A 24233-nucleotide genomic window follows, 5' to 3' on the forward strand; every position below is an offset into this window, starting at 1 on the left:
GATTTAGAAATTGAGGCCGCCTTCGCGGGCTCCTTCTGCCAATGATTTTACGCGGCCGTGGTAGAGATAACCTGAACGGTCGAACACTACTTTGGTGATACCCTTCTCCTGAGCGCGAGAGGCAATTTCTTTGCCTACTGCAGCAGCAGAAACTACTGGGGTAGCATCATCAGCCGTTGTTACGTGCTTAGATGATACAGATACCAGCGTTTGGCCAATAGTATCGTCAATAATTTGGGCATAGATGCCTTTATTACTGCGAAACACCGACAAACGTGGCCGATCGGACGTGCCAGCCACCCGAGTACGGATGATGCGCTGGATCCGCTTTCTTCTTGTTGCTTTATCAAAAGCCATAATGCGAAATTATTTCGAAGCTGTTTTACCAGCCTTGCGACGAATCTGCTCACCCACGAAGCGTACACCTTTGCCTTTGTAGGGCTCGACTTTACGCAACGAACGAATTTTTGCAGCTACTTGACCTAACAGTTGCTTATCGATGCTAGTCAGAGTAACGATAGGGTTTTTACCTTTCTCTGTAAGAGCAGTAGCAGTTACTTCCTTAGGCAGCGCCAAGAAAATATTGTGCGAGTAACCTAAAGACAGTTCGAGCGTAGTACCAGCCATTGCAGCTTTGTAACCTACACCTACTAACTCCAAACGCTCCGTATAGCCATCGCTCACGCCAACAACCATGTTGTTGATAAGCGAGCGATACAAACCGTGCATAGCCTTATGGCGCTTCTGCTCAGTAGGACGTTCTACTACGAGTTGACCATCGGCAGTAGAAACGGTGATGTCGCGGTCTACGGGAGTGGTCAAGCTTCCTTTCGGGCCCTTAACGGTTACTTCGTTTTCTTTGCTGATATCAATCTGCACGTTAGCGGGCAGGCTGATCGGCAGTTTACCAATGCGTGACATAATTCTGTTTCCTCTCGCTTAGTAAACGTAGCACAGCACCTCGCCGCCCACGTTTTCGTTTTTGGCTTCTTTCTCCGTCATCACGCCCTTCGACGTAGATAGGATAGCTACTCCAAGGCCGCTCAATACGCGTGGCAGATTCTCCACGTGAGCGTACTTGCGCAGACCAGGCGTGCTTACACGCTCCAGCTTCGTGATAGCTGGCTGCTTGGTAGCAGGGTTGTATTTAAGTGCAATCTTGATAGTGCCTTGTACCGACGAGTCATCAAAGCGGTAGCTTTGAATGTAACCCTTATGGTAGAGCACTTTCGTGATTTCCTTTTTGATGTTACTGGCCGGTATTTCTACTACCCGGTGGTTTGCCTTGATGGCATTACGCACCCGAGTCAGATAATCGGCAATTGGATCTGTATTCATATGATATAGAAAAGCTACACTCCTTTTTAGGGAGCGCAAAGATAAGAAAATTTCGCAGCTGCAGAAAGCAACAGCGAAATTTTCAGTTAAGACTACTTGGCTCGGCTATCGGGGCACGGCCAATGGTTTCTTGAGTCTACTTAGTAGACGGAGTAAAAAATAGCCAGCACACCGTTTCAGAAGGCATACTGGCTATATTCATACTACCAGCTCGACTTAGTTACTCCGGGGATCTTACCAGCTAGTGCCATTTCACGGAACGTAACACGGCTGATGCCGAACTTACGCATGTAACCACGAGGACGACCGTTGATCTTGTCGCGGTTGTGAACACGCACTGGTGAAGCGTTGCGTGGCAACTTATCTAGACCTTCGTAATCGCCAGCAGCCTTGAGTGCCTTACGCTTCTCAGCATAACGAGCAACTGTAGCGATACGCTTTCTTTCTCTTGCTTTAACGGATTCCTTAGCCATTGTTTTCTTTCTTGGCGTTAGTGAAGGGCATTCCGAAAGCCTTGAGCAGCTCATAGCTCTGCTCGTCGTTCTCGGCGGTTGTAACGAAGGTAATATCCATACCAGAAATCGACTTGATCTTGTCAATGGAAATTTCTGGGAAGATAATCTGCTCTTTGATACCCAAGGTATAGTTACCACGGCCATCGAAGCCCTTATCGTTGATGCCTTTGAAGTCGCGTACACGAGGTAAAGCAACCGTCAACAGACGGTCCATGAACTCGTACATGCGCTCGCCACGCAGTGTAACTTTAGCACCGATGGGCATGCCCTCACGAAGCTTAAAGTTAGATACCGAACGCTTAGCGATAGTAGGAACAGCTTTTTGACCAGTAATGGTCGTTAGCTCATCCACACCATTATCAACCAGTTTCTTGTCAGCTACTGCTGCGCCGATACCGCGGTTGATGCAGATTTTAGTGATGCGTGGCACCTGCATTACGCTCTTGAACTGGAATTTCTCCTGGAGCGCAGGCACCACGTCTTTCTGATATATTTCTCTGAGTCGAGCCATTGTCGTAAAGCCGGGTTAGGCGTTTTGCTGGGGGGCATTTTTGCGTACCCGCTCACCCGTCTTGGGGTCAATGGGCTGCACGTTGCTCACATGAATGGGAGCTTCGATCTTGGTGATACCACCCTGGGGGTTTTTTGCGCTCGGCTTGTTGTGCTTCGTCACTAGATTCAAACCCTCAATGATAACGCGCTGTGAAGTGCGGTTCACCGATTTGATAGTACCAGTCTTGCCACGCTCATCACCAGCAATCACCTTAACGGTATCGCCAGTTTTTACGTGCAATTTCACGGGCTTTTGGTCTTTTGCTTTCGTTGCCATTTGCTACTATGCTTATAGAACCTCAGGGGCCAGTGATACAATCTTCATAAACTGGCGCTCACGCAACTCGCGAGCTACAGGTCCGAAGATACGGGTACCGCGGGGCTCATCGTTGTTGTTGAGTAGTACTGCAGCGTTGTCGTCGAAACGAATGTAAGAACCGTCTTTGCGACGTACTTCTTTCTTCGTGCGAACAACTACTGCCTTTGATACAGTGCCTTTCTTAGCGTTACCAGAAGGAATAGCCGACTTGATCGAAACAACGATCTTATCGCCTACGCTAGCATATTTCTTACCCGTGCCGCCGAGGACACGGATGCAGAGCACTTCTTTTGCGCCGCTATTATCAGCGACGGTCAGACGGGATTCTTGTTGTATCATCTTACTTGGCGCGCTCTACGATTTCTACTAATCTCCAACGCTTGTTCTTGCTCAGCGGCCGAGTGGACATAATCCGCACGGTATCGCCTTCGCCACATTCGTTGTTTTCATCATGAGCCATGAACTTGGTAGTCTTGCTCACAAATTTGCCATAGATGGGGTGCTTTTGCTTTTCCTCCACTACTACCGTGATGGACTTATCCATCTTGGAGCTAGAGACACGCCCAATGATTTCTTTGCGCAGGTTCCGCTCAAGGGTAGCGGGAGTCTGCTGATCTGTGTTGCTTGCCATCGTTAGTTAGCAGTTTGGTTTGCCTGCTCGTTCTCGCGACGGGTCAACTCAGTCTTCAGACGAGCTACGTTCTTGCGGCTATGCTTCAGGCGAATCGGGTTCTCTAGGGGAGAGATAGCGTGCGCGAAACGCAGCGACTGACCACTAGTCTGTTCGGTTTTGATCTGGTTCTTCAGCTCTTCTACTGAGAGAGCACGGATATCAGCGTTTTTCATCTTACTAGTTTTCTACGTAGTCGCGACGAACAACAAACTTGGTCTTCACGGGCAACTTTTGCGCCGCTAGACGCAGTGACTCCTGGGCTACTTCGAGCGGAACACCATCCGATTCGAACATGATAGTGCCGGGGTGTACAATGGCCACCCAATACTCAGGTGAGCCTTTACCTTTACCCATCCGTACTTCAGCAGGCTTCTTGGTAATAGGCTTGTCAGGGAAAATGCGGATCCAAACTTGACCTTCACGCTTCATGGCACGGGTCATAGCGATACGAGCAGCCTCGATTTGGCGAGCCGTTATCCACGCAGTTTCCAGCGACTTGATAGCAAATGAACCGAAGTCAATGGAGCTGCCGCGGTAGGCTAAGCCTGTCACGCGACCCTTTTGCATCTTGCGATACTTGGTCCTTTTCGGTTGTAACATGATTATCGAAAATTATAAATTCGAAAAATGAGAAAGGGTTAGCGACGAGGAGCGCCACCGCCACCGCGGTTTTGCCCCCCAGCCCCACCAGCACCGCTGTTGCGACGTGGGCCACCACTTTGACCACCACGGTTGTCGCCGCCACGGTCGCCACGGCCTTCACCGCCACGATCGTTGCGGTCGCGTCGTGGGCCACGATCACCACCACGGTCACCACGCTCACCACGTGGGCCGCGGTCGTTACCGCCACGGCTATCAGTACCTTGGTTAGCAGGTTGCTGGTTAGGCGACAAGTCGGGCTTGCCAAATACCTCACCACGCATGATCCATACTTTGATACCGATCTTACCATACACAGTCTGAGCTTCTGACAAAGCATAGTCAATGTCAGCGCGTAGGGTGTGCAGTGGAGTGCGACCTTCTTTGTACTGCTCCGAGCGAGCAATTTCAGCGCCGCCAAGACGACCACCGCACTGCACTTTGATGCCTTCAGCACCAACACGCATTGCAGCCTGAATAGCCTGCTTCATTGCACGGCGGAAAGAGATACGAGCCTGTAGCTGCTGAGCAATGCTCTCTCCTACCAGCTTAGCATCAAGTTCCGGGCGCTTAATTTCGAAGATGTTGATCTGAACGTCTTTGCTGGTGATCTGCTTTAGCTCGTCTTTGATCTTATCAACTTCCTGACCGCCCTTACCGATTACCACACCTGGACGAGCCGTGTTAATCGTAATAGTGATACGCTTCAGGGTACGCTCAATCACGATGCGGGAAATACCGCCTTTCGGAATACGAGCGAGGATATATTTGCGGATTTTCTCGTCCTCTACCAGCTTGTCGGCGAAGTCTTTACCGCCGTACCAGTTCGAGTCCCATCCTTTAATGACACCTAAGCGGAAGCCAACCGGATTTACTTTCTGTCCCATAGTGCTTATGCAGTGGCTTCTGCCGTGTTTTCAGTAGTGGTTTTCTTAGTCGAGCTACGACGGGTGCGGTTAGCACCAGCTTTCGCTTCAGCCGGCTTTTGTTCGGAGGCTTGCTTAACAGCAGCTTTGCTGCCTAACGGCTCAACCTTAGAATCAATGACCAACGTCACGTGATTGCTGCGCTTGCGGATGCGATGACCGCGACCTTGAGGAGCAGGACGTAGACGCTTCAACTGGCGACCTTCATCAACAAATATCTCTTTGATATATAGATTAGCGTCTTCGATGCGCTCGTCTTCATTCTTTTGCTGCCAATTCGACAAAGCGGAGAGAAGCAACTTCTCTATACGCTCAGCCCCTGAATTGGCTTCAAACTTTAGCAAGCCCAAGGCACGGGTCACTTTCTGACCGCGGACCATATCGGCTACCAAACGCATCTTGCGAGGCGAGGTAGGCACATTGCGGAGTTTAGCTGTTGCTTCCATCTTAGCGCTTGCCTTTATCTTTTTTGGCTACGTGGCCGCGGAAGTTGCGCGTGGGTGCGAACTCACCGAGCTTGTGACCAACCATGTTTTCAGTCACGTACACTGGAATAAACTTGTTCCCATTATGTACAGCGAAGGTGTGGCCTACGAAGTCTGGAGAAATCATCGAGCGGCGCGACCAGGTCTTCACCACTGATTTTTTACCAGAATCTTCCATTGCCGTTACTTTCTTCTCGAGCCGGAAGTCAATGTACGGCCCTTTTTTTAGCGAACGTGCCATTGCTTACTTTTTGCCTTTACGGTTTACGATGAGTTGCTCGGAGTACTTATTCTTGTTGCGAGTCTTTTGACCCTTAGCAATAATACCATTACGGCTACGTGGGTGTCCACCCGACGATTTACCTTCGCCACCACCCATTGGGTGATCGACTGGGTTCATTGCAACACCACGAACACGTGGACGACGGCCCATCCAACGATTGCGACCGGCTTTGCCGAGACGCACATTCATATGGTCGCCATTCGAAACAGTACCAACCGTAGCCATGCAGGTAACGAGTACCATGCGCATCTCACCGGAGGGCAATTTCAAAGTAGCGTACTTATCTTCACGGGCGACTAGCTGAGCATAAGTTCCAGCTGAACGAGCTATAGCAGCGCCACCACCAGGCATAAGTTCAATGTTGTGAACTATAGTACCGAGGGGCATTTCACGCAAGGTTAAAGCATTACCCACTTCAGGCGCGACTCCAGGGCCGGCAACCACAGTGGTTCCTACCTCTAAGCCAGCAGGAGCGATGATATAACGCTTCTCGCCATCGGCGTAGTTGAGCAGAGCAATACGCGCCGTGCGGTTCGGATCGTACTCAATCGTCTTCACCGTTGCTGGAACACCAGCTTTATCACGCTTGAAATCGATTATACGATACTTCTGCTTGTGTCCACCACCGATATAGCGGTTAGACATTTTACCCGAATTGTTTCGGCCACCGGATTTTTCCATGGGTGCCAACAACGATTTCTCCGGCGTCGACGTGGTTATCTCGTCGAAGGCCGGGGCGATGCGAAATCGTTGACCCGGTGATGTTGGTCTTAGTTTTTTGAGTGCCATTTTATCTTAAAATGCGCTTGCGAGTAAGCTCTGCTTATATGCCGCTATAGAAGTCGATGATATCGCCTTCTTTCACAGTCACGATAGCCTTCTTTCCGTGGGGACGGCGGCCTGATACGGCACCACCTTTCTGGAATTTAGACTTCATTTTGCCATTGGTGCGGATCGTGCTAATGCCCGTTACCGTTACACCATACAGCTGTTCGATTTCTTTTTTGATCTGAACCTTATTAGCTGTGCGCTCTACTTCGAAAGCGTACTGACCTTTTTCGTTCAGAGCCGTGGCCTTTTCGGTCACGATAGGTTTCTTCAACGTGCTCATTACTCAGCAGGGGTATAAAGTTGTTCCAACGACTTCAGCCCGTCCTCAGACAGCAACAAGGTGTCCGTGTTAAGCAGGTCGTGCGTGTTCAGAGCGACTGGAGTAGCCACGGTCACTTTCTGAATGTTGCGCGCCGACAGCAACACATTCTTGTTGGCTTCACCGGTTACGAGCAAGGTTTTCTTGCCGTTGTTCAGCTTCAGACCAGTCAGAATCGAAAGAAAATCTTTCGTACGGGGGGCATCTAACGTGATAGTTTCTACCAAAGCTACTTTGCCTTCCTGAGCCAACGTGCTCAGAGCCGACAAACGAGCAACACGCTTCGTCTTTTTGTTCAGCTTGAAGCCGTAGTCACGGGGCTGGGGGCCAAATACGCGACCACCACCAATGAATACAGGTGACTTCATGCTACCAGCACGAGCACCGCCCGTACCTTTTTGCTTCTTGAGCTTCTTGGTTGTGCCCTGCACTTCGTGACGCTGCTTCGACTTGTGCGTTCCCTGGCGCTGATTAGCCAAGTACTGCTTCACGTCGAGGTACATCACGTGCTCATTCGGCTCTAAACCGAAGATAGCGTCAGACAACGTAACCTTGCGGCCTGTGTCTTCGCCTTTGATGTTATATACTGACAGTTCCATCTCGCGTTATTTTTCCAGGACCACGTAAGAATTCTTGGCGCCGGGAACCGAGCCGCTAACCAGAATCAGGTTTTTGTCGGCTACGATGCGCATTACCTTCAAGTTCTGGATCTTCACACGGTCACCACCCATACGACCACCCATGCGCATTCCTTTGAATACACGTGAAGGCCACGAGCAGGCACCGATAGAACCAGGGTGACGAAGACGGTTATGCTGACCGTGGGTTTGACCACCCACACCGGCAAAGTTGTAACGCTTCACAACACCTTGGAAGCCCTTACCTTTTGAGGTTCCTACTACGTCGACAAACTCGCCTTCCTCAAAAAGGTCAGCTTTGATTTCAGCTCCAGCAGCGTACGTAGACTCTGCGTCGAGGCGGAACTCAACAAGTTTTTTCTTAGGAGTAGTACCAGCTTTGGCAAAGTGACCAGCCAATGCTTTGGTGGTGTTCTTGGCTTTTTTCTCGCCGTAACCGAGTTGAACGGCTGTGTAGCCGTCCTTTTCGATAGTCTTAACCTGCGTCACTACGCACGGACCCGCTTCGATGAGCGTGCAGGGAATGTTTTTCCCGTCCGGAGTGAAGAGGCTTGTCATACCGATTTTTTTACCGATGATGCCAGGCATTCGTTTTTGATTTAATTAAGAATACACAGAGAAAACGCCCTTATGACGTTTTCGTAATGGGAGTGCAAAGCTAGACAATTTTAATGCTTTATTCAAACTACGGTTTAAAATAATTTTAGAGCCGTCCTGTTTCGGAGCCATTAGCTAGGGGCTCTTTATCAATCATTTCCGTATGATGGTTCCTAGGCTAGCTAGGTCTCCAGCCTACTTCTGAACGGGCCGGAGACATCAGGCCATTTAGTGGTAATAACAGGAATAGCAAAGTGAATAATAAGCCTGTTTGATTTTTTTGATCAAGGGTATATTCTACTAAAAAGGATAAGGAGATAATTATGTATTGAGCGATTAGTAAAGGTGCCGTTTTGGTCCGCGACCAAAATAATGGGTAGTAAAAGCACCCGATGAAAATTAGTAAACCGAACTCGCCAAAAGCCACCAAGCAGTATAGAAACTGATTGTGCGGTAACAGATAGGCTGATGGTTCTATATCCGGAAAATCGGCTTTATAATAAGTTGCTATCTCATCCTGCATATCCGCTTTGCTTACTCCTACAAAAGGATGGGCTTGCGCGATCTGCAAGCCCACTTTATAAGAATACACTCGCCCTACTAATGAGAAGTTATTTGCTGAACTTACCTCCTCTACCCTTCCAACATCATCTTTGGTATTGTAGTATTTGTTGTGGAAGGTAGGAAAGCACCAAAAGCTCAGAAATGGGAGCACTAGCAGAAGCACTCCTATGCTTAGTGCTTGGTGATAGTATCGTTTCACCAAACACAATAGCAGTGTTACAATACCCAGCACATTAAAAGCGACCAATCCGCTTCGTACCGATAGCAAGTACAAGTACAGAATCAAGAAGGCAGTTGCCAATAATACTGCTAGTCGATGGCGTCCGTTAACTACATTATTTATCAAGAAAAGCCCCCCAATAGTTATAGCTAAAGTAACCATCAGGCTAAACCGAATATAATCGGGAACCGTTGGCATAATCTGGGATTGATAATACAGTTGATTTATCTCAGCTGCATGCAGCAGATAATAACCTGTACTTCCGAGTGCTGATAGTACTACCAGATAGTAGAATAACAAGTAAAACCTACGCAAAGTCTGTGATGATAGCGGTGGCAGCAGCCAGAACGCCACAGGCAACACTAGAAAAGGAAGCTGATGTTGCACATCAGCCCAGAATGCTGCCCTATTTGCCTCACTTGTATTCAGGCCAGCAACTAAGTGTAGAAGGAACACGCCGGTGAGTGAAGCATACACTCGCCATTGCTTCTTTTGTATGATTTGCCAATGCGCACTGCTGTGCAACAATGCCGTTAATAGTAAGCATGATATGCCTACAGTTGAAACCTGGGGTAGAAAGTCATTTGTAAAAAGGCTAATAAGTATCAATGCTACACTAGTTGTAGCTAGTAGCTCGGTCCGATCAGCAGTAAGAATGGTGGCTAACGACACTGTAGACAAATATGTTAAACGAGCGCAATTATAGCTCATCCTGTAACTAAGCAACAAAAAAGCCCCCCAGAATCAATCTGGGGGGCCTTTTTACTAATCGTTGAAACCAGTCTTCAGACTTTGATTTCTACGTCTACACCACTGGGCAGCTCAAGCTTCATCAGGGCATCTACTGTCTTCGATGAAGTTGAATAGATGTCAACGAGGCGCTTGTACGTGCAAAGCTGAAATTGCTCACGCGACTTCTTGTTAACGTGGGGCGAGCGAAGAACCGTAAACTTCTCTTTTTTAGTGGGCAACGGAATTGGACCGCTAACGATAGCGCCCGTAGCCTTCACCGCTTTCACGATCTTCTCGGACGACTTGTCTACGAGGTTATGATCGTAGGACTTGAGTTTAATGCGAATTTTCTGGTTCATGTCTTAAGTCTTGAAAGCGAATTAGCGAACGGCGTGACCTTTGGTTTTGGCAACAATGCCTTCAGCCAAGTTCGATGGTACCTGCTCGTAGTGAGAGAAGGTTAGCGAAGCAGAAGCGCGACCCGAAGAAATGGTGCGTAGGTCAGTTACGTAACCAAACAACTCCGACAGCGGAACATCGGCCTTGATGAGTTGAGCACCGGCTTTGGTATCCATACCCTTCATAATGCCACGACGACGGTTCAAGTCACCGGTTACGGGACCGGTGTACTCATCTGGGCAAACTACCTCGACAGCCATGATAGGCTCCAGCAATTTGGGGCCAGCCTGACGGGCAGCTTCACGGAAACCACCACGGGCAGCAAGTTCGAACGACAGAGCGTCCGAGTCAACGTCGTGGAAGGAACCGTGGAATAGGCGCACCTTCATTGAGTCCAAGGGGAAGCCGGCCAGAGGACCATTCTTCATAGCCTCTTCGAAGCCTTTCTGAATCGGAGCAATGAATTCGCGGGGAATTACACCTCCTACGATAGCATTCTCGAACTCAAAGCCGGCCTTTTCTGGCTCAGTCTCTTTCGGACCAAGTTCGAATACGATGTCGCCGAATTTACCGCGACCACCAGTCTGCTTCTTATAAGTCTCGCGATGCTCTACTTTCTTGGTCAGAACCTCTTTGTAGGCAACCTGAGGAGCACCCTGGTTGATCTCCACTTTGAACTCACGACGCATACGGTCAATGATGATTTCCAAGTGAAGTTCACCCATACCGCGCAATACTGTCTGGCCAGTCTCTGGGTCAGTGTTTACGGTCAGGGTTGGGTCCTCTTCTACAAGTTTGGCAATAGCCATACCCATTTTATCAACGTCAGCCTGAGTTTTAGGCTCAATGGCGTAGCCGATTACAGGCTCAGGGAAGCTCATTGACTCGAGCACCAAGCGGTGCTTCTCATCAGTAAGGGTATCACCTGTTTTAATATCTTTGAAACCAACACCAGCACCGATATCACCAGCCTCCAGACGGTCGATAGGGTTCTGCTTGTTGGAGTGCATCTGCATCAAACGCGAGATACGCTCCTTCTTCTCCGTACGGTTGTTGAACACATACGAACCAGCTTCCAGCGTACCGCTATAGCAACGGAAGAAGCACAAACGACCTACGAAGGGGTCAGTAGCAATCTTAAACGCCAGAGCAGCAAAAGGTGCTTCGGTAGTAGGCAGGCGAACCTCTTCTTCGTTGGTATCTGGGTTGGTACCAATGATAGGGGGCATATCCAGCGGCGAAGGCAAGTAAGCCATAACACCGTCTAGCATCGACTGTACACCTTTGTTTTTGAAGGCTGAACCGCACATTACAGGCGAGAACTTCATGTCGATAACCGCCTGGCGGATAACAACCATCATTTCCTCACGAGTGATGCTTTCTGGATCTTCGAAAAACTTCTCTAGCAGAGCGTCATCATACTCAGCAACGCTTTCTACCAGTTTCTGACGCCATTCAGCTACTGTCTCCACCAAATCCTCGGGTACGGGGATCTCGTGATAGGCTTTACCTTGGGTAGCATCATCCCACACAATTGCCTTACCGGTTAGCAGATCGACAACACCTTTGAAGGTGTCTTCGGCTCCGATTGGGATTTGCAGCGGCACTGGGTTAGCACCTAGCTTGTCTTTGATCTCAGCTACAGCTTTGAAAAAGTCAGCGCCGGCACGGTCCATCTTATTGACGAAGCAGATACGCGGCACTTTATACTTATCAGCCTGACGCCATACAGTCTCAGATTGAGGCTCCACACCTGATACCGCACAGAACAACGCTACAGCGCCATCCAATACGCGCAACGAGCGCTCAACCTCTACGGTAAAGTCTACGTGGCCAGGAGTGTCAATCAGGTTAATCTTGTATTGCTTGGTTTCGTCAGTGGGTTCACCACTGGCGTCCGTTGGGTAGTTCCAGAAGGTAGTAGTAGCAGCCGACGTAATCGTGATGCCCCGCTCCTGCTCTTGCTCCATCCAGTCCATCGTGGCGGCACCTTCGTGCACTTCCCCGATCTTGTGGGTTTTGCCTGTGTAATACAGAATGCGCTCCGAGGTCGTGGTCTTACCGGCGTCGATGTGCGCCATAATCCCAATGTTGCGGAGGTATTTGAGGTCTTGTTTAGCCATTTTATTTGTAGGGTCTTAAGAGCTTGGGGACCAAAGAGCGTAGAAATGATACAACATCTCTTGAAGCTCCTTAATCCCCAAGTCCCTAATTTTCTCCTTTAGAAACGGAAGTGCGAGAAAGCCTTGTTGGCTTCCGCCATCCGGTGCGTATCGTCTTTCTTTTTCACGGAAGCACCTTCGCCTTTAGCAGCAGCGATAATCTCGCCGGCCAACTTATCTTTCATGGTCTTCTCACCACGACGACGAGCGTACTGAATCATCCACTTGGCACCTACTGAAATACGACGATCAGGACGAACTTCGATCGGCACTTGGAAGGTAGCACCACCTACACGGCGGCTCTTTACTTCTACAGTCGGCATTACGTTGTTCAGAGCCTTGCGCCACATTTCGAGGCCATTTTCCTTGGTGCGCTGCTCCACTAGTTCGCAGGCATCGTAGAAAATGGTGTAGGCTAGGTTTTTCTTTCCGTCATACATCATGTAGTTGACGAAACGGGTTACCAGCGTCTCCTTGTACTTAGGGTCGGGTAGGAGAATGCGCTTCTTTGGTTTTGACTTTCTCATTTTATCAGAAGTGAGTACCGAGAAGTGAGAAGTGAGATAAGAACTTCGTCTCACCTCTCACTTCTTACTACTCATCTCTTATTTAATTACTTTTTCTTGCCGGGTGCTGGCTTGCCGCCTTTGCCGGTTGCAGCGGGCTGCCCTGGCTTCGGACGCTTAGCGCCATACTTCGAACGACGCTGGGTACGACCACCTACTCCAGCCGTGTCAAGAGCACCGCGGATGATGTGGTAACGTACACCAGGAAGGTCCTTCACGCGGCCACCGCGAATCAGCACGATGCTGTGCTCCTGCAGGTTGTGGCCTTCGCCTGGAATGTAGGCGTTGACTTCTTTGCCATTGGTGAGACGCACACGAGCGACTTTACGCATCGCCGAGTTTGGCTTCTTGGGCGTAGTGGTATATACACGGGTGCAAACGCCACGGCGCTGCGGGCAGGAATCGAGTGCCGGCGACTTTGACTTAGTCGTCAGCTTTTCTCTTCCCTTTCGTACTAACTGATTGATGGTAGGCATCTACGGAATGGTTTGTCAAGGAGGGTTCTCTCCCAAAAAATTAGGCTTGCAAAGGTATAGAAGTTGCTTTACAATAGCAAACAGGTTGAAATAGTTTGTTTTAGGGAAAGTGCTTTACTGCAAGTGACTTATCTCTCGCTGCACTTAACCTTGTCTAACACTCTCATAATCGCCTCCAAAAGCCACAAACAGCGGCTGGGGGGCTTTTTCGGGTTGTTTATAAATAAGCTGCGAAGACCATGATAAGGTTCAGCTTACTTATAATGTTTATGCCTCTCCCATCGTACCCCCAAAGTTCATGGGGAAGTTTGGCATATCAGGCTGCGTTTTTATTGGGCCAAATGTCTGCTCGAAGCGGTCTACGTTATCGGCTAGCGCAGCTAGCAGGCGCTTAGCATGCTCTGGCGTTATCACAATGCGAGCTTTAACCTTCGCTTTTGGCAAGCCCGGCATCAATCGGATAAAGTCAATAACAAACTCCCCGCTGCTATGCGCTATCATAGCCAGATTGGCGTACTCACCTTCCGCAATTTGTTCTGACAGTTCAATATTGATTGCGTTCGGGTCCTGGGGGGCATTTTGGTCAGGAGGTTGATTCATAGGATAAGGTTGGGGGCAAATAATAGAATGATGTCAAAATTAGTGAAAAGAGAAAAGCCGACCGGAAAGTATCCAGTCGGCTTTTCTCTTTACTCACGTATCAAATACTACTCCTGAATGGAAGCCTCACGCTTGCTTGCGCGAGCGGGGCGCTTCGTTTCAGTGTCAGCCTTGGGTGCAGCGGCAGCCGCTTCCATCTCTTCCTTCGAGCCCACAACCTGACGAGTATACTCGCGCAGGCCGGTACCAGCCGGGATGAGGTGACCAACAATTACGTTCTCCTTCAGGCCAAGCAGTTCGTCGGCCTTGCCACGGATAGCAGCTTCGCTAAGCACCTTAGTCGTCTCCTGGAAGGAAGCGGCCGAAATGAAGCTCTGCGTGCCCAACGAGGCTTGGGTGATACCTTGCAGGGTCGGACGCGAAACAGAAGGCTGCGCGTCGCGCACTTCCACCAGTTTCAGGTCGCGACGCTTCAGGCTGGAGTTCTCGTCGCGGAGGCGGCGGGCACTCACAATCTGACCAGGCTTCAACTCCGTAGAGTCACCCGCGTCGGTTACCACCTTCATGTCGATGATGGTATCGTTCTCCTCCATGAAGACGATCTTGTCGATCACCTGATTTTCGAGGAAAGTCGTGTCGCCGGCGTCGAGGATAACCACCTTCTGCATCATCTGGCGAACTACCACCTCAATGTGCTTATCGTTGATTTTTACACCCTGCAAGCGATATACTTCCTGAATCTCATTCACGAGGTACTCTTGCACAGCACCCGGGCCCTGAATGCTCAGGATGTCGGATGGCGTGATAGCACCATCGGAAAGCGGCATACCAGCACGGATGAAGTCATTGTCCTGCACCAAAATGTGCTTGGACAGGGGCACCATGTACTTCTTCTTCACGCCGTCTTTCGACTCAATGAAGATTTCACGGTTGCCACGCTTCACTGTACCATACGTTACCACACCGTCGATTTCCGACACAACAGCTGGGTTCGATGGGTTACGGGCTTCGAACAGCTCCGTCACACGTGGCAGACCACCGGTGATGTCGCGAGTCTTACCAATGGCACGAGGAATCTTAGCCAGAATGTGACCAGCCTTGATCTTGTCGCCATTCTCCACGTTTAGGTGAGAGCCTACTGGGATGCTATAGCCTTTCTGACCTTCGGTATCGCCTTTCTTACCAGCTCTAACGATGATAGATGGGTTCTGATCTTTGGCTTTCGACTCGATGATAACCTTTTCGCGGTGACCTGTCTGCTCATCTGATTCCTCACGGTAGGTGATACCTTCTGTGATAGCGTCGTACTGAACAGTACCATCGAACTCCGAAAGGATGACAGCGTTGTAAGGATCCCAGTTGCAAAGCTCATCGCCTTTCTCTACTTGCTGACCTTCGTCAACAATCAGGAAAGAGCCATAAGGAACGTGGTTCGAGATGAAGACTTTGCCAGTGGCAGAATCTACAATCCGAACTTCGCCCGAGCGACCCATTACTACCTTGCCCTTCACACCTTCGTCAGTAGTAGTAGCTACTGTCCGAATGTCTTCGAACTCAACAGCACCAGAGAATTTAGCACGGATGCTAGCCTCAACAGCAATGTTGGAGGCAGTACCACCCACGTGGAAAGTACGCAGGGTAAGCTGAGTACCAGGCTCTCCGATAGACTGAGCAGCAATTACACCAACAGCCTCACCTTTCTGTACCATACGGCCAGAAGACAGGTTACGACCATAGCACTTGGCGCAGATACCACGCTTCGATTCACAAGTCAGTACTGAGCGGATTTCCACCGTCTCAATAGCTGTATTGTCAATCAAACGAGTGATTTCCTCCGTGATTTCCTCACCAGCAGCCAAGATTATCTCGTCATTCAGCGGATTCACAACGTTGTGAACTGCTACACGACCCAGGATACGCTCAGCGAGTGACTCTACGATATCCTCGTTGTCCTTTAATGCCGAAACCTCAAGGCCACGGAGAGTACCGCAGTCTACTTCGTTTACAATAACGTCTTGCGATACGTCTACCAGACGACGAGTCAGGTAGCCAGCATCAGCCGTTTTCAATGCCGTATCGGCCAGACCTTTACGAGCACCGTGGGTGGAGATGAAGTACTCGATAACGTCCAGGCCTTCTTTGAAGTTAGACAGAATCGGGTTTTCGATAATCTCACCTACCGAACCTTGCAACGACTTCTGTGGCTTAGCCATCAGACCACGCATACCGCCGAGCTGACGAATCTGCTCGCGCGAGCCACGGGCACCGGAGTGCATCATCATGTAGATCGAGTTGAAGCCCTGGTTCTCCTTTTCGAGGCGGCCCATGAGTGTCTCCGTGATCTGGTTGTTGATACGCGTCCAGATGTCGATAACCTGGTTGTAACGCTCGTTGTCAGTAATCAGACCCATCTGGTAGTTCTGGGTTACCGCTACCACGTCGGCCTGAGCCTGAGCGATAAGGGCATCCTTCTCCTTTGGAATCTGAATATCACCCAGACCCATCGACAAACCACCTTTGTAAGCCGACTGGAAGCCCAGCGTCTTGATGTCATCGAGGAACTGAGCCGTGCGGGCCATGCCCGTACGCTTAAACACGAGCGAGATGATCTGCTGAAGCTTCTTCTTAGTTAGCAGTTCGTCAACGAAGCCCACTTCCTCCGGAACCAGCTGGTTGAACAGAACACGACCGGCTACGGTCTCGATGATCTTGGTGACAAGTTCATCGTTCTCGTTCCGCACTTTCGTACGCACCTTAATAATAGCGTGCTTTGAAAGTTGACCTTCGTTGATAGCAATTACAACTTCTTCGTCCGAGTAGAAGATACGGCCTTCGCCTTGTACCTGCTCTTCATCAGTGCTGCGCTTGCCTTTAGTCACATAATACAAACCGAGTACCATGTCCTGCGACGGTACCGCGATGGGTGCGCCGTTGGCTGGGTTCAGAATGTTATGCGAAGCCAGCATCAGCGTTGAAGCTTCCAGGATAGCAGCCGGTCCGAGCGGAACGTGCACAGCCATCTGGTCACCGTCAAAGTCAGCGTTGAATGCTGTACAAACAAGTGGGTGCAGCTGAATAGCCTTACCCTCGATCAGACGAGGTTGGAATGCCTGGATGCCTAAGCGGTGCAAGGTAGGAGCACGGTTGAGCAGGACTGGATGACCTTTCAGCACGTTCTCCAGAATATCCCACACTACAGCATCCTTACGATCAACGATCTTCTTTGCTGATTTTACCGTCTTCACTATACCGCGCTCAATGAGCTTACGGATAATGAATGGCTTAAACAGCTCAGCTGCCATGTTCTTAGGCAGACCGCACTCATGCAGCTTCAACTCAGGACCAACTACAATAACCGAACGGCCAGAGTAGTCAACACGCTTACCGAGCAAGTTCTGACGGAAGCGGCCCTGCTTGCCTTTCAGCATATCGGACAGCGACTTCAGAGCCCGGTTACCTTCGGCGCGCACCGCATTAACCTTACGCGAGTTGTCGAAGAGCGAGTCCACAGCTTCCTGGAGCATGCGCTTCTCGTTCCGTAGAATCACCTCAGGAGCCTTAATTTCAATTAGGCGCTTGAGGCGGTTGTTACGGATAATAACGCGACGATACAGATCATTCAAGTCAGAGGTAGCAAAACGCCCCCCATCCAATGGAACAAGCGGACGCAGTTCCGGTGGAATCACTGGCACCATACGAATAACCATCCACTCAGGCTTGTTCTCGATACGAGTAGCTGCGTCGCGGAAAGCTTCTACTACCCGCAGACGCTTCAACGCATCAGCTTTACGCTGTTGTGAAGTCTCGTGGGCGGCAGAGTCACGTAGGCTATAGGAAAGCTCGTCGAGGTTAGTACGCTCCAACAGAAGTTGCAGCGCGTCAGCTCCCATACGGGCAATAAACTTATTAGGGTCCTCATTAGGCAACATCTGATTCTCCCGGGGAAGTTTATCGATGATGTCCAAGTACTCATCTTCGGTGAGAAAGTCAAGCTGTTGTACGCCTTCTTCAGCTAATACACCAGGCTGAACTACCACATAGCGCTCGTAGTAGATAATCTGATCAAGCTTCTTGGTAGGCAAGCCCAGCAAGTAACCGATTTTATTGGGCAGGGACTTGAAATACCAGATATGAGCAACAGGTACCACCAGCTCGATGTGACCCATCCGCTCCCGACGCACCTTCTTCTCAGTCACCTCCACGCCGCAACGGTCGCAGATAATGCCCTTGTAACGGATGCGCTTGTATTTGCCGCAGTGGCATTCCCAGTCCTTCACAGGACCGAAAATCCGCTCGCAAAATAGGCCGCCCATTTCAGGCTTGTACGTCCGGTAGTTGATCGTCTCGGGTTTCACTACTTCCCCATTCGACCGCTCCAGAATGGATTCGGGCGAGGCCAGAGAGATAGTGACTTTCGAGAAGTCCTGCACCAGTTTTTTATTCTTTGCAAACGCCATACTGTCGTTTTTCTAAAAACTATGTCAGAAGTAAAATGTGCTTTGCAGCCTATCGTAACACTAGAGCTGGCGCGGCCCGTTCCAATTGCTTGGAAGCGAACCGCGCCTTTTCTAATTAGTCAAGCGTGATTTCCAGTGCCAGACCACGTAGCTCATGAATGAGCACGTTGAATGACTCGGGGATATTTGGCTTGGGTAGCACGTCGCCCTTCACGATGGCTTCGTAAGCTTTGGCCCGGCCGACAACGTCGTCCGACTTCACCGTCAGAATTTCCTGCAGCACGTTCGACGCACCGAAGGCCTCCAACGCCCACACTTCCATTTCGCCGAAGCGCTGACCACCAAATTGCGCTTTACCACCCAGCGGCTGCTGCGTAATGAGCGAGTATGGTCCGATAGAGCGAGCGTGCATCTTATCATCCACTAAGTGACCCAGCTTCAGCATATAGATAACACCCACCGTTACTGGCTGGTCAAACTGTTGGCCAGTCAAACCATCGTGTAAGTAAGAGCGACCGAAGTGCGGCAACCCTGCTTCCGCCAACTCACGTGATACTTCCTCTTCGGTAGCACCATCGAAAATCGGGGTAGCATAGGTGCGACCTAGCTTCAAGCCAGCCCAACCAAGTACAGTCTCATAAATCTGACCGATGTTCATGCGGCTTGGTACACCGAGCGGGTTAAGCACTATGTCCATTGGCGTACCATCAGCCAAGAAAGGCATATCCTCATCGCGCACGATGCGGGCTACCACCCCCTTGTTACCGTGACGACCAGCCATTTTGTCCCCCACCTTCAGCTTACGCTTCTTGGCGATGTATACTTTGGCCAGCTGCACAATACCTGCGGGGAGTTCATCACCTACTTCCAAGGTAAACCGGTCGCGCTTGAAACGAGCCGTGATAGTGTTGCGACGCTTGGCGTAGTTCTTCACCAATTGCAGCAGCATGCTATTCACTTTCTCGTCAGCGGTCCAGTTCTCCAGGATCAGATCCTTGAACATATTTACCTCTTCCGGTACAGCGTAGTTGCTCTCATCCTTATAAGGGTTCTTCTCGGGGAAGAGCGCCTCAGTGACGTTCTTCTTACCAAACTTCACACCTTTAGACAAGATCTCATCGCCAAACTTGTGCTTCACACCCTGTGAGGTTTTGCCCTCCAGAAGCTGCACCAGTTTATCAACCATTACTGCCTTCACGCTACGAAGCTCTTGGGCGTAGCGGTCTTTCAACTCTTCTACTTCCTTCTTCGACTTAGCGCGCAGGTTCTTGTCTTTCTTAGGACGTGAGAATAGCTTAGTGCCAATAACAACACCATTCAAGGATGGCGGCGCCTTAAGCGAGGCGTCTTTCACATCACCAGCTTTGTCACCAAAGATGGCGCGAAGCAGCTTTTCTTCCGGCGTTGGATCAGTTTCGCCCTTAGGGGTAATCTTACCAATGAGGATATCCCCTTCTTTCACCTCTGCGCCCAAACGGATAATACCGTTGTCGTCGAGGTTACGGACAGCTTCTTCACTTACGTTTGGAATTTCAGACGTCAACTCTTCCTCCCCTCGCTTCGTCTCCCGAACTTCTAGCTCGAATTCCTCAATGTGGATAGAGGTGAAAATATCATCACGAACGACACGCTCCGAGATTACGATAGCATCCTCGAAGTTGTAACCCTGCCATGGCATAAAGGCCACCTGCATATTACGGCCGAGAGCTAGCTCACCCTTGTTCGTGCCATAGCCTTCACATAGCGGCTCGCCCTTCGTTACACGCTGGCCTTTCTTAACCAGCGGCGTAAGATTAATGCATGTGTCTTGGTTAGTACGACGGAACTTGATCAGGTCGTATGATACTCGCTCAGCATCGAAGCTTACAAGTACATCTTCAGCAGTCAAATCATAGCGAACGATGATCTTATTAGCGTCTACATAATCAATTTCACCGTCGCCTTCAGCTACAACTAGCGTGCGTGAGTCGATAGCCGTACGACCTTCCAGTCCCGTGCCCACGATAGGAGCCTCTGGGCGGAGCAATGGCACAGCCTGACGTTGCATGTTCGAACCCATCAGTGCACGGTTAGCATCATCGTGCTCCAGGAATGGAATCAACGAAGCAGCTACCGATACAATCTGGTTCGGTGCAACGTCCATGTAAGAGTACTCTGCTGGCTCAACCACTGGGAAGTCACCTTCGAAGCGGCCTTTTACCAATTCTGACAAGAAGTTACCCTTATCATCGATGCGGGCGTTAGCCTGCGCGATGTGGTGAGTATCTTCTTCTTCAGCGGTCAGGTACTTCACTTCATGGCTTACGTCTACTTTACCTTCTTTTACAGCACGGTAAGGCGTTTCGATAAAGCCCATGCCATTCACGCGAGCGTGAACGCACAGCGAAGAAATCAGACCGATGTTGGGTCCTTCCGGAGTTTCGATGGTACACAGACGCCCGTAGTGAGTGTAGTGTACGTCACGTACTTCGAAACCAGCACGCTCACGTGACAGACCTCCTGGCCCCAGTGCCGATACGCGACGCTTGTGCGTCACCTCGGCCAGCGGGTTGGTCTGGTCCATGAACTGAGAAAGCTGGTTGGTGCCGAAGAAGGAGTTGATAACTGACGACAGCGTACGCGCGTTGATCAAATCAACTGGCTTAAAGTCCTCGTTATCGCGCACGTTCATGCGCTCCTTAATCGTACGCGCCATACGAGCCAGACCTACGCCAAACTGAGCGTAAAGCTGTTCCCCTACCGTACGTACCCGACGATTCGATAAGTGGTCAATATCATCGACTACAGCCTTCGAGTTGATAAGACCGATCAGATATTTAACAATTAGAACAATGTCCTCATTAGTCAATACCCGTGCTTCCCAGTTCTTGTCGAGGCCAAGCTTCTTATTGATACGATAGCGACCAACGTCGCCGAGGTCGTAGCGCTTATCAGAGAAGAACAGTTTCTGGATGATGTCGCGAGCAGTTTCCTCGTCAGGAGCTTCCGTATTACGGAGCTGACGATATATTTGCTCCACAGCCTCCTTCTCCGAGTTGGAGTTGTCCTTCTGCAGTGTGTTATAAATAATGGCGAAGTCAGCGATGTTCACATTCTCCTTATGGAGAATGATAGACTTTGGACCCGCATTCAGGATTACATCTATGTCCTCCTCCTGGATAGTCGAGTCACGCTCTAATAGAACTTCGTTACGGTCGATTGAAACAACTTCACCGGTATCCTCGTCCACAAAGTCTTCAGTCCAGGTGCGTAGTACCCGAGCAGCCAACTTACGACCTACTGCTTTCTTTAAGCTCTTCTTCTCAGCCTTCACTTCCTCCGACAAACCGAACAAGTCTAGAATGTCTTTGTCAGTGCCGTAACCGATAGCACGAAGCAAGGTTGTAACTGGGAATTTCTTCTTTCGGTCTATGTAAGCATACATGACGTTGTTCACGTCCGTAGCAAACTCAATCCACGAACCTTTGAAAGGGATAATACGGGCTGAGTATAGCTTGGTACCATTGGTATGCTTGCTCTGAGCAAAGAATACACCTGGCGAACGGTGTAACTGAGATACAATTACACGCTCGGCACCATTGATAACGAAAGAGCCTTTTTCGGTCATGTAAGGGATATTTCCCAAAAACACTTCCTGCTCAATCGTCTCGAAATCCTCATTATCTGTATCGTTGCAGATAAGACGTAGCTTAGCCTTTAACGGTACTGAGTAAGTTAGGCCACGGTCAATGCACTCGTCGACCGAATATTTCGGCGGGTCGACGTGATAATCCATAAACTGCAGCACAAAATTCTCGCGCGAGTCCGATATTGGAAAGTTCTCCGCGAACACCTTGAATAGGCCTTCGTCGGCACGGCTTTCGGCCGCAGTTTCCAACTGAAAGAAATCTTGGAACGACTGCAACTGCACGTCCAAGAAGTCCGGATACTCGATAACTTTTTTAATCTTGGCGAAATTGATTCGCTCAACGGCTTTCTGCAAAGCCTCTGCTTTCGGTGTAGCCAATGCGTTTGGGTCTTAAGAAATGGACACTGAAGCTTACTAACTCTGGTCAACCTGACCATTCCCATCTACGTACCCGTAGGCACGAAAAGCCGCAATGCGGCGCTGGGGGGCATTTTATTAAAACTTATAGCCTACAAACAGGAAAAGACCTGGCTTAGTTGCCAGGCCTATCCAAGTTTATAGGAGAAAAAGCGGGCCGCAGCTTACTTAACTTCTACTTCAGCGCCGGCTTCTTCCAGTTGCTTCTTCAGCGTGTCGGCTTCGTCTTTGGTAACACCTTCTTTCAAAGGCTTAGGAGCACCGTCAACTAGTTCTTTAGCTTCTTTCAAGCCAAGACCAGTCAGGTCTTTTACCAATTTAACTACAGCCAGCTTAGCGCCGCCGGCAGCCTTCAGGATTACGTCGAACGAGGTTTTTTCCTCAGGAGCGTCAGCAGCAGCGCCACCGCCACCACCGGCCATCATTACTGGAGCAGCCGCAGCAGGCTCGATGCCATACTCGTCTTTCAGGATAGTAGCCAGTTCGTTTACTTCTTTCACCGTCAGGCTAACGAGCTGCTCAGCGAATGCTTTCAAATCTGCCATTTCTGTAGATTGTTAAAAAAAGGTTATTGAATCGTTTGGAAATTGAAAGTGAAAAAGATGAGCAGCGGTTAGCCTGCAACCTCTTCTTTTTCGGAAAGTGTCTTAAGGATACCAGCCAGCTTGCTGCCGCCGCTCGATAGGGCAGAGATAACATTCTTGGCAGGCGATTGCAGCAGGCCGACGATTTCGCCGAGGAGTTCCTGCTTGCCTTTAAGTGTGCTGAGCATTTCTAGCTTATCAACGCCAACGTAAACGCCGCTGTCGATAAATGCGCCCTTTAGGGCTGGCTTCGGAACTACAGTTTTAGCGTAGTTCTGCTGCTTGTAGAAATCCTTCAACAATTTGGCCGGTGCATTACCTGACTCTTTCGAGAACAGAATGCCTGATTGGCCTTTTAAAGCCTCATCCATCTCGGTAGTATCACCACCGAGGGTATCGAGAGCTTTACGGATCAACGTGTTCTTGTACACTTTGTACTCCATCCCGCGGTTAAAGCACAGGCGACGGAAATCGTTGATCTTCGCCACGGACATCGTAGATGCATCCGTGATATAGAACGCGTTGTGCGATTGAAACTTTTCGCTCAACTCGTTGACGAGGTCTTGTTTTTCTTCCCGGGTCATAGTTCGTCGTCAGTTAGTTAGGCGGAAGTTACCGTCGTGTCTACCGGAACAGCCGGGCTCATCGTGCTCGAAAGCGTGATGCTCTTGATGTAGGTACCTTTAGCTGACGAAGGCTTCAGACGTGTTAGCGTTTGAATTACTTCGAAAGCATTTTCGGCGAGCTTGTTGTCGTCGAAGGATACTTTGCCTACGCTGCAGTGAATGATACCAGTCTTGTCAACTTTAAAGTCGATTTTACCAGCTTTCACTTCCTGAACAGCTTTGGCTACGTCAGTAGTAACAGTACCCGACTTAGGGTTAGGCATCAGGCCACGGGGACCGAGCACACGACCTAAACGACCTACTTTAGCCATTACGGATGGCATCGTGATAATCACGTCGATGTCAGTCCAGCCCTTCTCGATTTTCGAGATGTAGTCATCAAGGCCAACAAAGTCAGCACCAGCAGCAGTTGCTTCGGCTTCTTTGTCGGGGGTTACTAGAGCTAGTACACGAACAGTTTTGCCGGTACCATGTGGCAACGTAGCTACGCCACGCACCATTTGGTCGGCTTTACGGGGATCAACGCCTAGACGCACGTCGATATCAACAGATGAGTCGAACTTAGTGTAGGTAATGTCCTTCACTATTTTCGCTGCCTCAACCAATGAACGTACTTGCGTCAGGTCGTGCTTGGCAAGGGCTTCCTTGCGTTTCTTGCTAACTTTTGCCATGAGCTTTTCTAGGTTT

Annotated in this window: 27 protein-coding genes and 1 pseudogene; all 28 read right to left on the reverse strand. The window is 49.9% G+C overall.

Features of this window, described 5'->3' with window-relative positions; genetic code table 11:
• Positions 1–3: 3 nt before the first annotated feature.
• Positions 4–357 (reverse strand): 50S ribosomal protein L18, encoded by a 354-nt coding sequence (rplR, locus tag IEW06_RS02315; protein ID WP_187734068.1) that lies wholly within the window; start codon positions 355–357, stop codon positions 4–6.
• A gap of 9 nt (positions 358–366) precedes the next feature.
• Positions 367–921: a 50S ribosomal protein L6 gene (gene rplF / locus IEW06_RS02320; protein ID WP_133271664.1), complete on the reverse strand. Its 555-nt coding sequence runs from the start codon at positions 919–921 to the stop codon at positions 367–369.
• 18 nt (positions 922–939) lie between these two features.
• Complete coding sequence (gene rpsH, locus IEW06_RS02325; RefSeq protein WP_133271663.1) at positions 940–1338, reverse strand: 30S ribosomal protein S8; 399 nt, start codon at positions 1336–1338, stop codon at positions 940–942.
• A gap of 203 nt (positions 1339–1541) precedes the next feature.
• A complete protein-coding gene (gene rpsN, locus IEW06_RS02330) occupies positions 1542–1811 on the reverse strand; it encodes a 30S ribosomal protein S14 (protein WP_084446035.1) in 270 nt (89 codons plus the stop codon).
• Complete coding sequence (rplE, locus tag IEW06_RS02335; RefSeq protein WP_133271662.1) at positions 1804–2364, reverse strand: 50S ribosomal protein L5; 561 nt, start codon at positions 2362–2364, stop codon at positions 1804–1806. The genes rpsN and rplE overlap by 8 nt, the downstream gene beginning before the upstream one ends.
• 15 nt (positions 2365–2379) lie before the next feature.
• Complete coding sequence (rplX, locus tag IEW06_RS02340) at positions 2380–2682, reverse strand: 50S ribosomal protein L24 (protein WP_084446029.1); 303 nt, start codon at positions 2680–2682, stop codon at positions 2380–2382.
• Positions 2683–2694: 12 nt separating this feature from the next.
• Positions 2695–3063, reverse strand: coding sequence for a 50S ribosomal protein L14 (gene rplN, locus IEW06_RS02345; protein ID WP_073107059.1), 369 nt, complete (start codon positions 3061–3063; stop codon positions 2695–2697).
• 1 nt (position 3064) lies between these two features.
• Entirely contained in the window at positions 3065–3355 is a 291-nt protein-coding gene (gene rpsQ / locus IEW06_RS02350) for a 30S ribosomal protein S17 (RefSeq protein ID WP_187734067.1), read from the reverse strand.
• Positions 3356–3357: 2 nt separating this feature from the next.
• The gene (rpmC, locus tag IEW06_RS02355) at positions 3358–3570 is read right to left on the reverse strand and encodes a 50S ribosomal protein L29 (RefSeq protein ID WP_187734066.1); all 213 of its coding nucleotides are present in this window, start codon (positions 3568–3570) and stop codon (positions 3358–3360) included.
• A gap of 4 nt (positions 3571–3574) precedes the next feature.
• On the reverse strand, positions 3575–3997 hold the full coding sequence (gene rplP, locus IEW06_RS02360; protein ID WP_084446017.1) for a 50S ribosomal protein L16: 423 nt from the start codon (positions 3995–3997) through the stop codon (positions 3575–3577).
• A 38-nt stretch (positions 3998–4035) separates the two neighbouring features.
• On the reverse strand, positions 4036–4923 hold the full coding sequence (gene rpsC / locus IEW06_RS02365) for a 30S ribosomal protein S3 (protein WP_187734065.1): 888 nt from the start codon (positions 4921–4923) through the stop codon (positions 4036–4038).
• 134 nt (positions 4924–5057) lie between these two features.
• Positions 5058–5408: pseudogene (gene rplV / locus IEW06_RS02370) on the reverse strand (50S ribosomal protein L22); the annotation flags it as partial.
• A gap of 1 nt (position 5409) precedes the next feature.
• The gene (rpsS, locus tag IEW06_RS02375; protein ID WP_133271658.1) at positions 5410–5688 is read right to left on the reverse strand and encodes a 30S ribosomal protein S19; all 279 of its coding nucleotides are present in this window, start codon (positions 5686–5688) and stop codon (positions 5410–5412) included.
• A gap of 3 nt (positions 5689–5691) precedes the next feature.
• Positions 5692–6519 (reverse strand): 50S ribosomal protein L2, encoded by an 828-nt coding sequence (gene rplB / locus IEW06_RS02380; RefSeq protein ID WP_133271657.1) that lies wholly within the window; start codon positions 6517–6519, stop codon positions 5692–5694.
• Positions 6520–6553: 34 nt separating this feature from the next.
• Complete coding sequence (gene rplW / locus IEW06_RS02385) at positions 6554–6841, reverse strand: 50S ribosomal protein L23 (RefSeq protein WP_187309867.1); 288 nt, start codon at positions 6839–6841, stop codon at positions 6554–6556.
• Positions 6841–7479, reverse strand: a complete 639-nt coding sequence (rplD, locus tag IEW06_RS02390) for a 50S ribosomal protein L4 (RefSeq protein ID WP_133271655.1) — start codon at positions 7477–7479, stop codon at positions 6841–6843. The genes rplW and rplD overlap by 1 nt, the downstream gene beginning before the upstream one ends.
• 6 nt (positions 7480–7485) lie before the next feature.
• Positions 7486–8106, reverse strand: a complete 621-nt coding sequence (gene rplC, locus IEW06_RS02395) for a 50S ribosomal protein L3 (protein WP_133271654.1) — start codon at positions 8104–8106, stop codon at positions 7486–7488.
• 187 nt (positions 8107–8293) lie between these two features.
• Entirely contained in the window at positions 8294–9571 is a 1278-nt protein-coding gene (locus tag IEW06_RS02400) for an O-antigen ligase family protein (protein WP_188547346.1), read from the reverse strand.
• Between the two features lie 113 nt (positions 9572–9684).
• Complete coding sequence (rpsJ, locus tag IEW06_RS02405) at positions 9685–9990, reverse strand: 30S ribosomal protein S10 (protein WP_084445992.1); 306 nt, start codon at positions 9988–9990, stop codon at positions 9685–9687.
• A 21-nt stretch (positions 9991–10011) separates the two neighbouring features.
• On the reverse strand, positions 10012–12153 hold the full coding sequence (gene fusA, locus IEW06_RS02410) for an elongation factor G (RefSeq protein WP_188547348.1): 2142 nt from the start codon (positions 12151–12153) through the stop codon (positions 10012–10014).
• Between the two features lie 98 nt (positions 12154–12251).
• Positions 12252–12719, reverse strand: coding sequence for a 30S ribosomal protein S7 (gene rpsG, locus IEW06_RS02415; protein WP_100337277.1), 468 nt, complete (start codon positions 12717–12719; stop codon positions 12252–12254).
• 86 nt (positions 12720–12805) lie between these two features.
• Positions 12806–13234, reverse strand: coding sequence for a 30S ribosomal protein S12 (gene rpsL, locus IEW06_RS02420; RefSeq protein WP_084445982.1), 429 nt, complete (start codon positions 13232–13234; stop codon positions 12806–12808).
• Positions 13235–13501: 267 nt separating this feature from the next.
• On the reverse strand, positions 13502–13834 hold the full coding sequence (locus IEW06_RS02425) for a DUF3467 domain-containing protein (protein ID WP_188547350.1): 333 nt from the start codon (positions 13832–13834) through the stop codon (positions 13502–13504).
• 107 nt (positions 13835–13941) lie between these two features.
• Positions 13942–18291 carry a DNA-directed RNA polymerase subunit beta' gene (gene rpoC, locus IEW06_RS02430; protein ID WP_187734062.1) on the reverse strand — a complete coding sequence of 1450 codons (4350 nt, stop codon included), beginning with the start codon at positions 18289–18291 and terminating at the stop codon, positions 13942–13944.
• A 115-nt stretch (positions 18292–18406) separates the two neighbouring features.
• Positions 18407–22297 carry a DNA-directed RNA polymerase subunit beta gene (gene rpoB / locus IEW06_RS02435; protein ID WP_373285324.1) on the reverse strand — a complete coding sequence of 1297 codons (3891 nt, stop codon included), beginning with the start codon at positions 22295–22297 and terminating at the stop codon, positions 18407–18409.
• 203 nt (positions 22298–22500) lie between these two features.
• A complete protein-coding gene (rplL, locus tag IEW06_RS02440; protein WP_187734061.1) occupies positions 22501–22881 on the reverse strand; it encodes a 50S ribosomal protein L7/L12 in 381 nt (126 codons plus the stop codon).
• 68 nt (positions 22882–22949) lie between these two features.
• Positions 22950–23504 carry a 50S ribosomal protein L10 gene (gene rplJ, locus IEW06_RS02445; RefSeq protein WP_187734060.1) on the reverse strand — a complete coding sequence of 185 codons (555 nt, stop codon included), beginning with the start codon at positions 23502–23504 and terminating at the stop codon, positions 22950–22952.
• Positions 23505–23521: 17 nt separating this feature from the next.
• Positions 23522–24217, reverse strand: coding sequence for a 50S ribosomal protein L1 (rplA, locus tag IEW06_RS02450; RefSeq protein WP_133271648.1), 696 nt, complete (start codon positions 24215–24217; stop codon positions 23522–23524).
• Positions 24218–24233: the final 16 nt, after the last annotated feature.

The organism is Hymenobacter qilianensis, assembly GCF_014638675.1.
Lineage (GTDB): Bacteria > Bacteroidota > Bacteroidia > Cytophagales > Hymenobacteraceae > Hymenobacter > Hymenobacter qilianensis.

What these genes read in the sequence shown, in the direction of transcription:
- rplR (WP_187734068.1), bottom strand. Translation starts at nt 357, where the DNA reads ATGGCTTTTGATAAAGCAACAAGAAGAAAGCGGATCCAGCGCATCATC.
- rplA (WP_133271648.1), bottom strand. Translation starts at nt 24,217, where the DNA reads ATGGCAAAAGTTAGCAAGAAACGCAAGGAAGCCCTTGCCAAGCACGAC.
- rpsH (WP_133271663.1), bottom strand. Translation starts at nt 1,338, where the DNA reads ATGAATACAGATCCAATTGCCGATTATCTGACTCGGGTGCGTAATGCC.
- rpmC (WP_187734066.1), bottom strand. Translation starts at nt 3,570, where the DNA reads ATGAAAAACGCTGATATCCGTGCTCTCTCAGTAGAAGAGCTGAAGAAC.
- rplB (WP_133271657.1), bottom strand. Translation starts at nt 6,519, where the DNA reads ATGGCACTCAAAAAACTAAGACCAACATCACCGGGTCAACGATTTCGC.
- rplC (WP_133271654.1), bottom strand. Translation starts at nt 8,106, where the DNA reads ATGCCTGGCATCATCGGTAAAAAAATCGGTATGACAAGCCTCTTCACT.
- rpsC (WP_187734065.1), bottom strand. Translation starts at nt 4,923, where the DNA reads ATGGGACAGAAAGTAAATCCGGTTGGCTTCCGCTTAGGTGTCATTAAA.
- rplP (WP_084446017.1), bottom strand. Translation starts at nt 3,997, where the DNA reads ATGTTACAACCGAAAAGGACCAAGTATCGCAAGATGCAAAAGGGTCGC.
- fusA (WP_188547348.1), bottom strand. Translation starts at nt 12,153, where the DNA reads ATGGCTAAACAAGACCTCAAATACCTCCGCAACATTGGGATTATGGCG.
- rplX (WP_084446029.1), bottom strand. Translation starts at nt 2,682, where the DNA reads ATGGCAACGAAAGCAAAAGACCAAAAGCCCGTGAAATTGCACGTAAAA.
- rplE (WP_133271662.1), bottom strand. Translation starts at nt 2,364, where the DNA reads ATGGCTCGACTCAGAGAAATATATCAGAAAGACGTGGTGCCTGCGCTC.
- rplL (WP_187734061.1), bottom strand. Translation starts at nt 22,881, where the DNA reads ATGGCAGATTTGAAAGCATTCGCTGAGCAGCTCGTTAGCCTGACGGTG.
- rplW (WP_187309867.1), bottom strand. Translation starts at nt 6,841, where the DNA reads ATGAGCACGTTGAAGAAACCTATCGTGACCGAAAAGGCCACGGCTCTG.
- rpsG (WP_100337277.1), bottom strand. Translation starts at nt 12,719, where the DNA reads ATGAGAAAGTCAAAACCAAAGAAGCGCATTCTCCTACCCGACCCTAAG.
- rpsN (WP_084446035.1), bottom strand. Translation starts at nt 1,811, where the DNA reads ATGGCTAAGGAATCCGTTAAAGCAAGAGAAAGAAAGCGTATCGCTACA.
- rplD (WP_133271655.1), bottom strand. Translation starts at nt 7,479, where the DNA reads ATGGAACTGTCAGTATATAACATCAAAGGCGAAGACACAGGCCGCAAG.
- IEW06_RS02425 (WP_188547350.1), bottom strand. Translation starts at nt 13,834, where the DNA reads ATGAATCAACCTCCTGACCAAAATGCCCCCCAGGACCCGAACGCAATC.
- rplN (WP_073107059.1), bottom strand. Translation starts at nt 3,063, where the DNA reads ATGATACAACAAGAATCCCGTCTGACCGTCGCTGATAATAGCGGCGCA.
- rpoC (WP_187734062.1), bottom strand. Translation starts at nt 18,291, where the DNA reads ATGGCGTTTGCAAAGAATAAAAAACTGGTGCAGGACTTCTCGAAAGTC.
- rplF (WP_133271664.1), bottom strand. Translation starts at nt 921, where the DNA reads ATGTCACGCATTGGTAAACTGCCGATCAGCCTGCCCGCTAACGTGCAG.
- rpsJ (WP_084445992.1), bottom strand. Translation starts at nt 9,990, where the DNA reads ATGAACCAGAAAATTCGCATTAAACTCAAGTCCTACGATCATAACCTC.
- rpsQ (WP_187734067.1), bottom strand. Translation starts at nt 3,355, where the DNA reads ATGGCAAGCAACACAGATCAGCAGACTCCCGCTACCCTTGAGCGGAAC.
- rpsS (WP_133271658.1), bottom strand. Translation starts at nt 5,688, where the DNA reads ATGGCACGTTCGCTAAAAAAAGGGCCGTACATTGACTTCCGGCTCGAG.
- rpsL (WP_084445982.1), bottom strand. Translation starts at nt 13,234, where the DNA reads ATGCCTACCATCAATCAGTTAGTACGAAAGGGAAGAGAAAAGCTGACG.
- rplJ (WP_187734060.1), bottom strand. Translation starts at nt 23,504, where the DNA reads ATGACCCGGGAAGAAAAACAAGACCTCGTCAACGAGTTGAGCGAAAAG.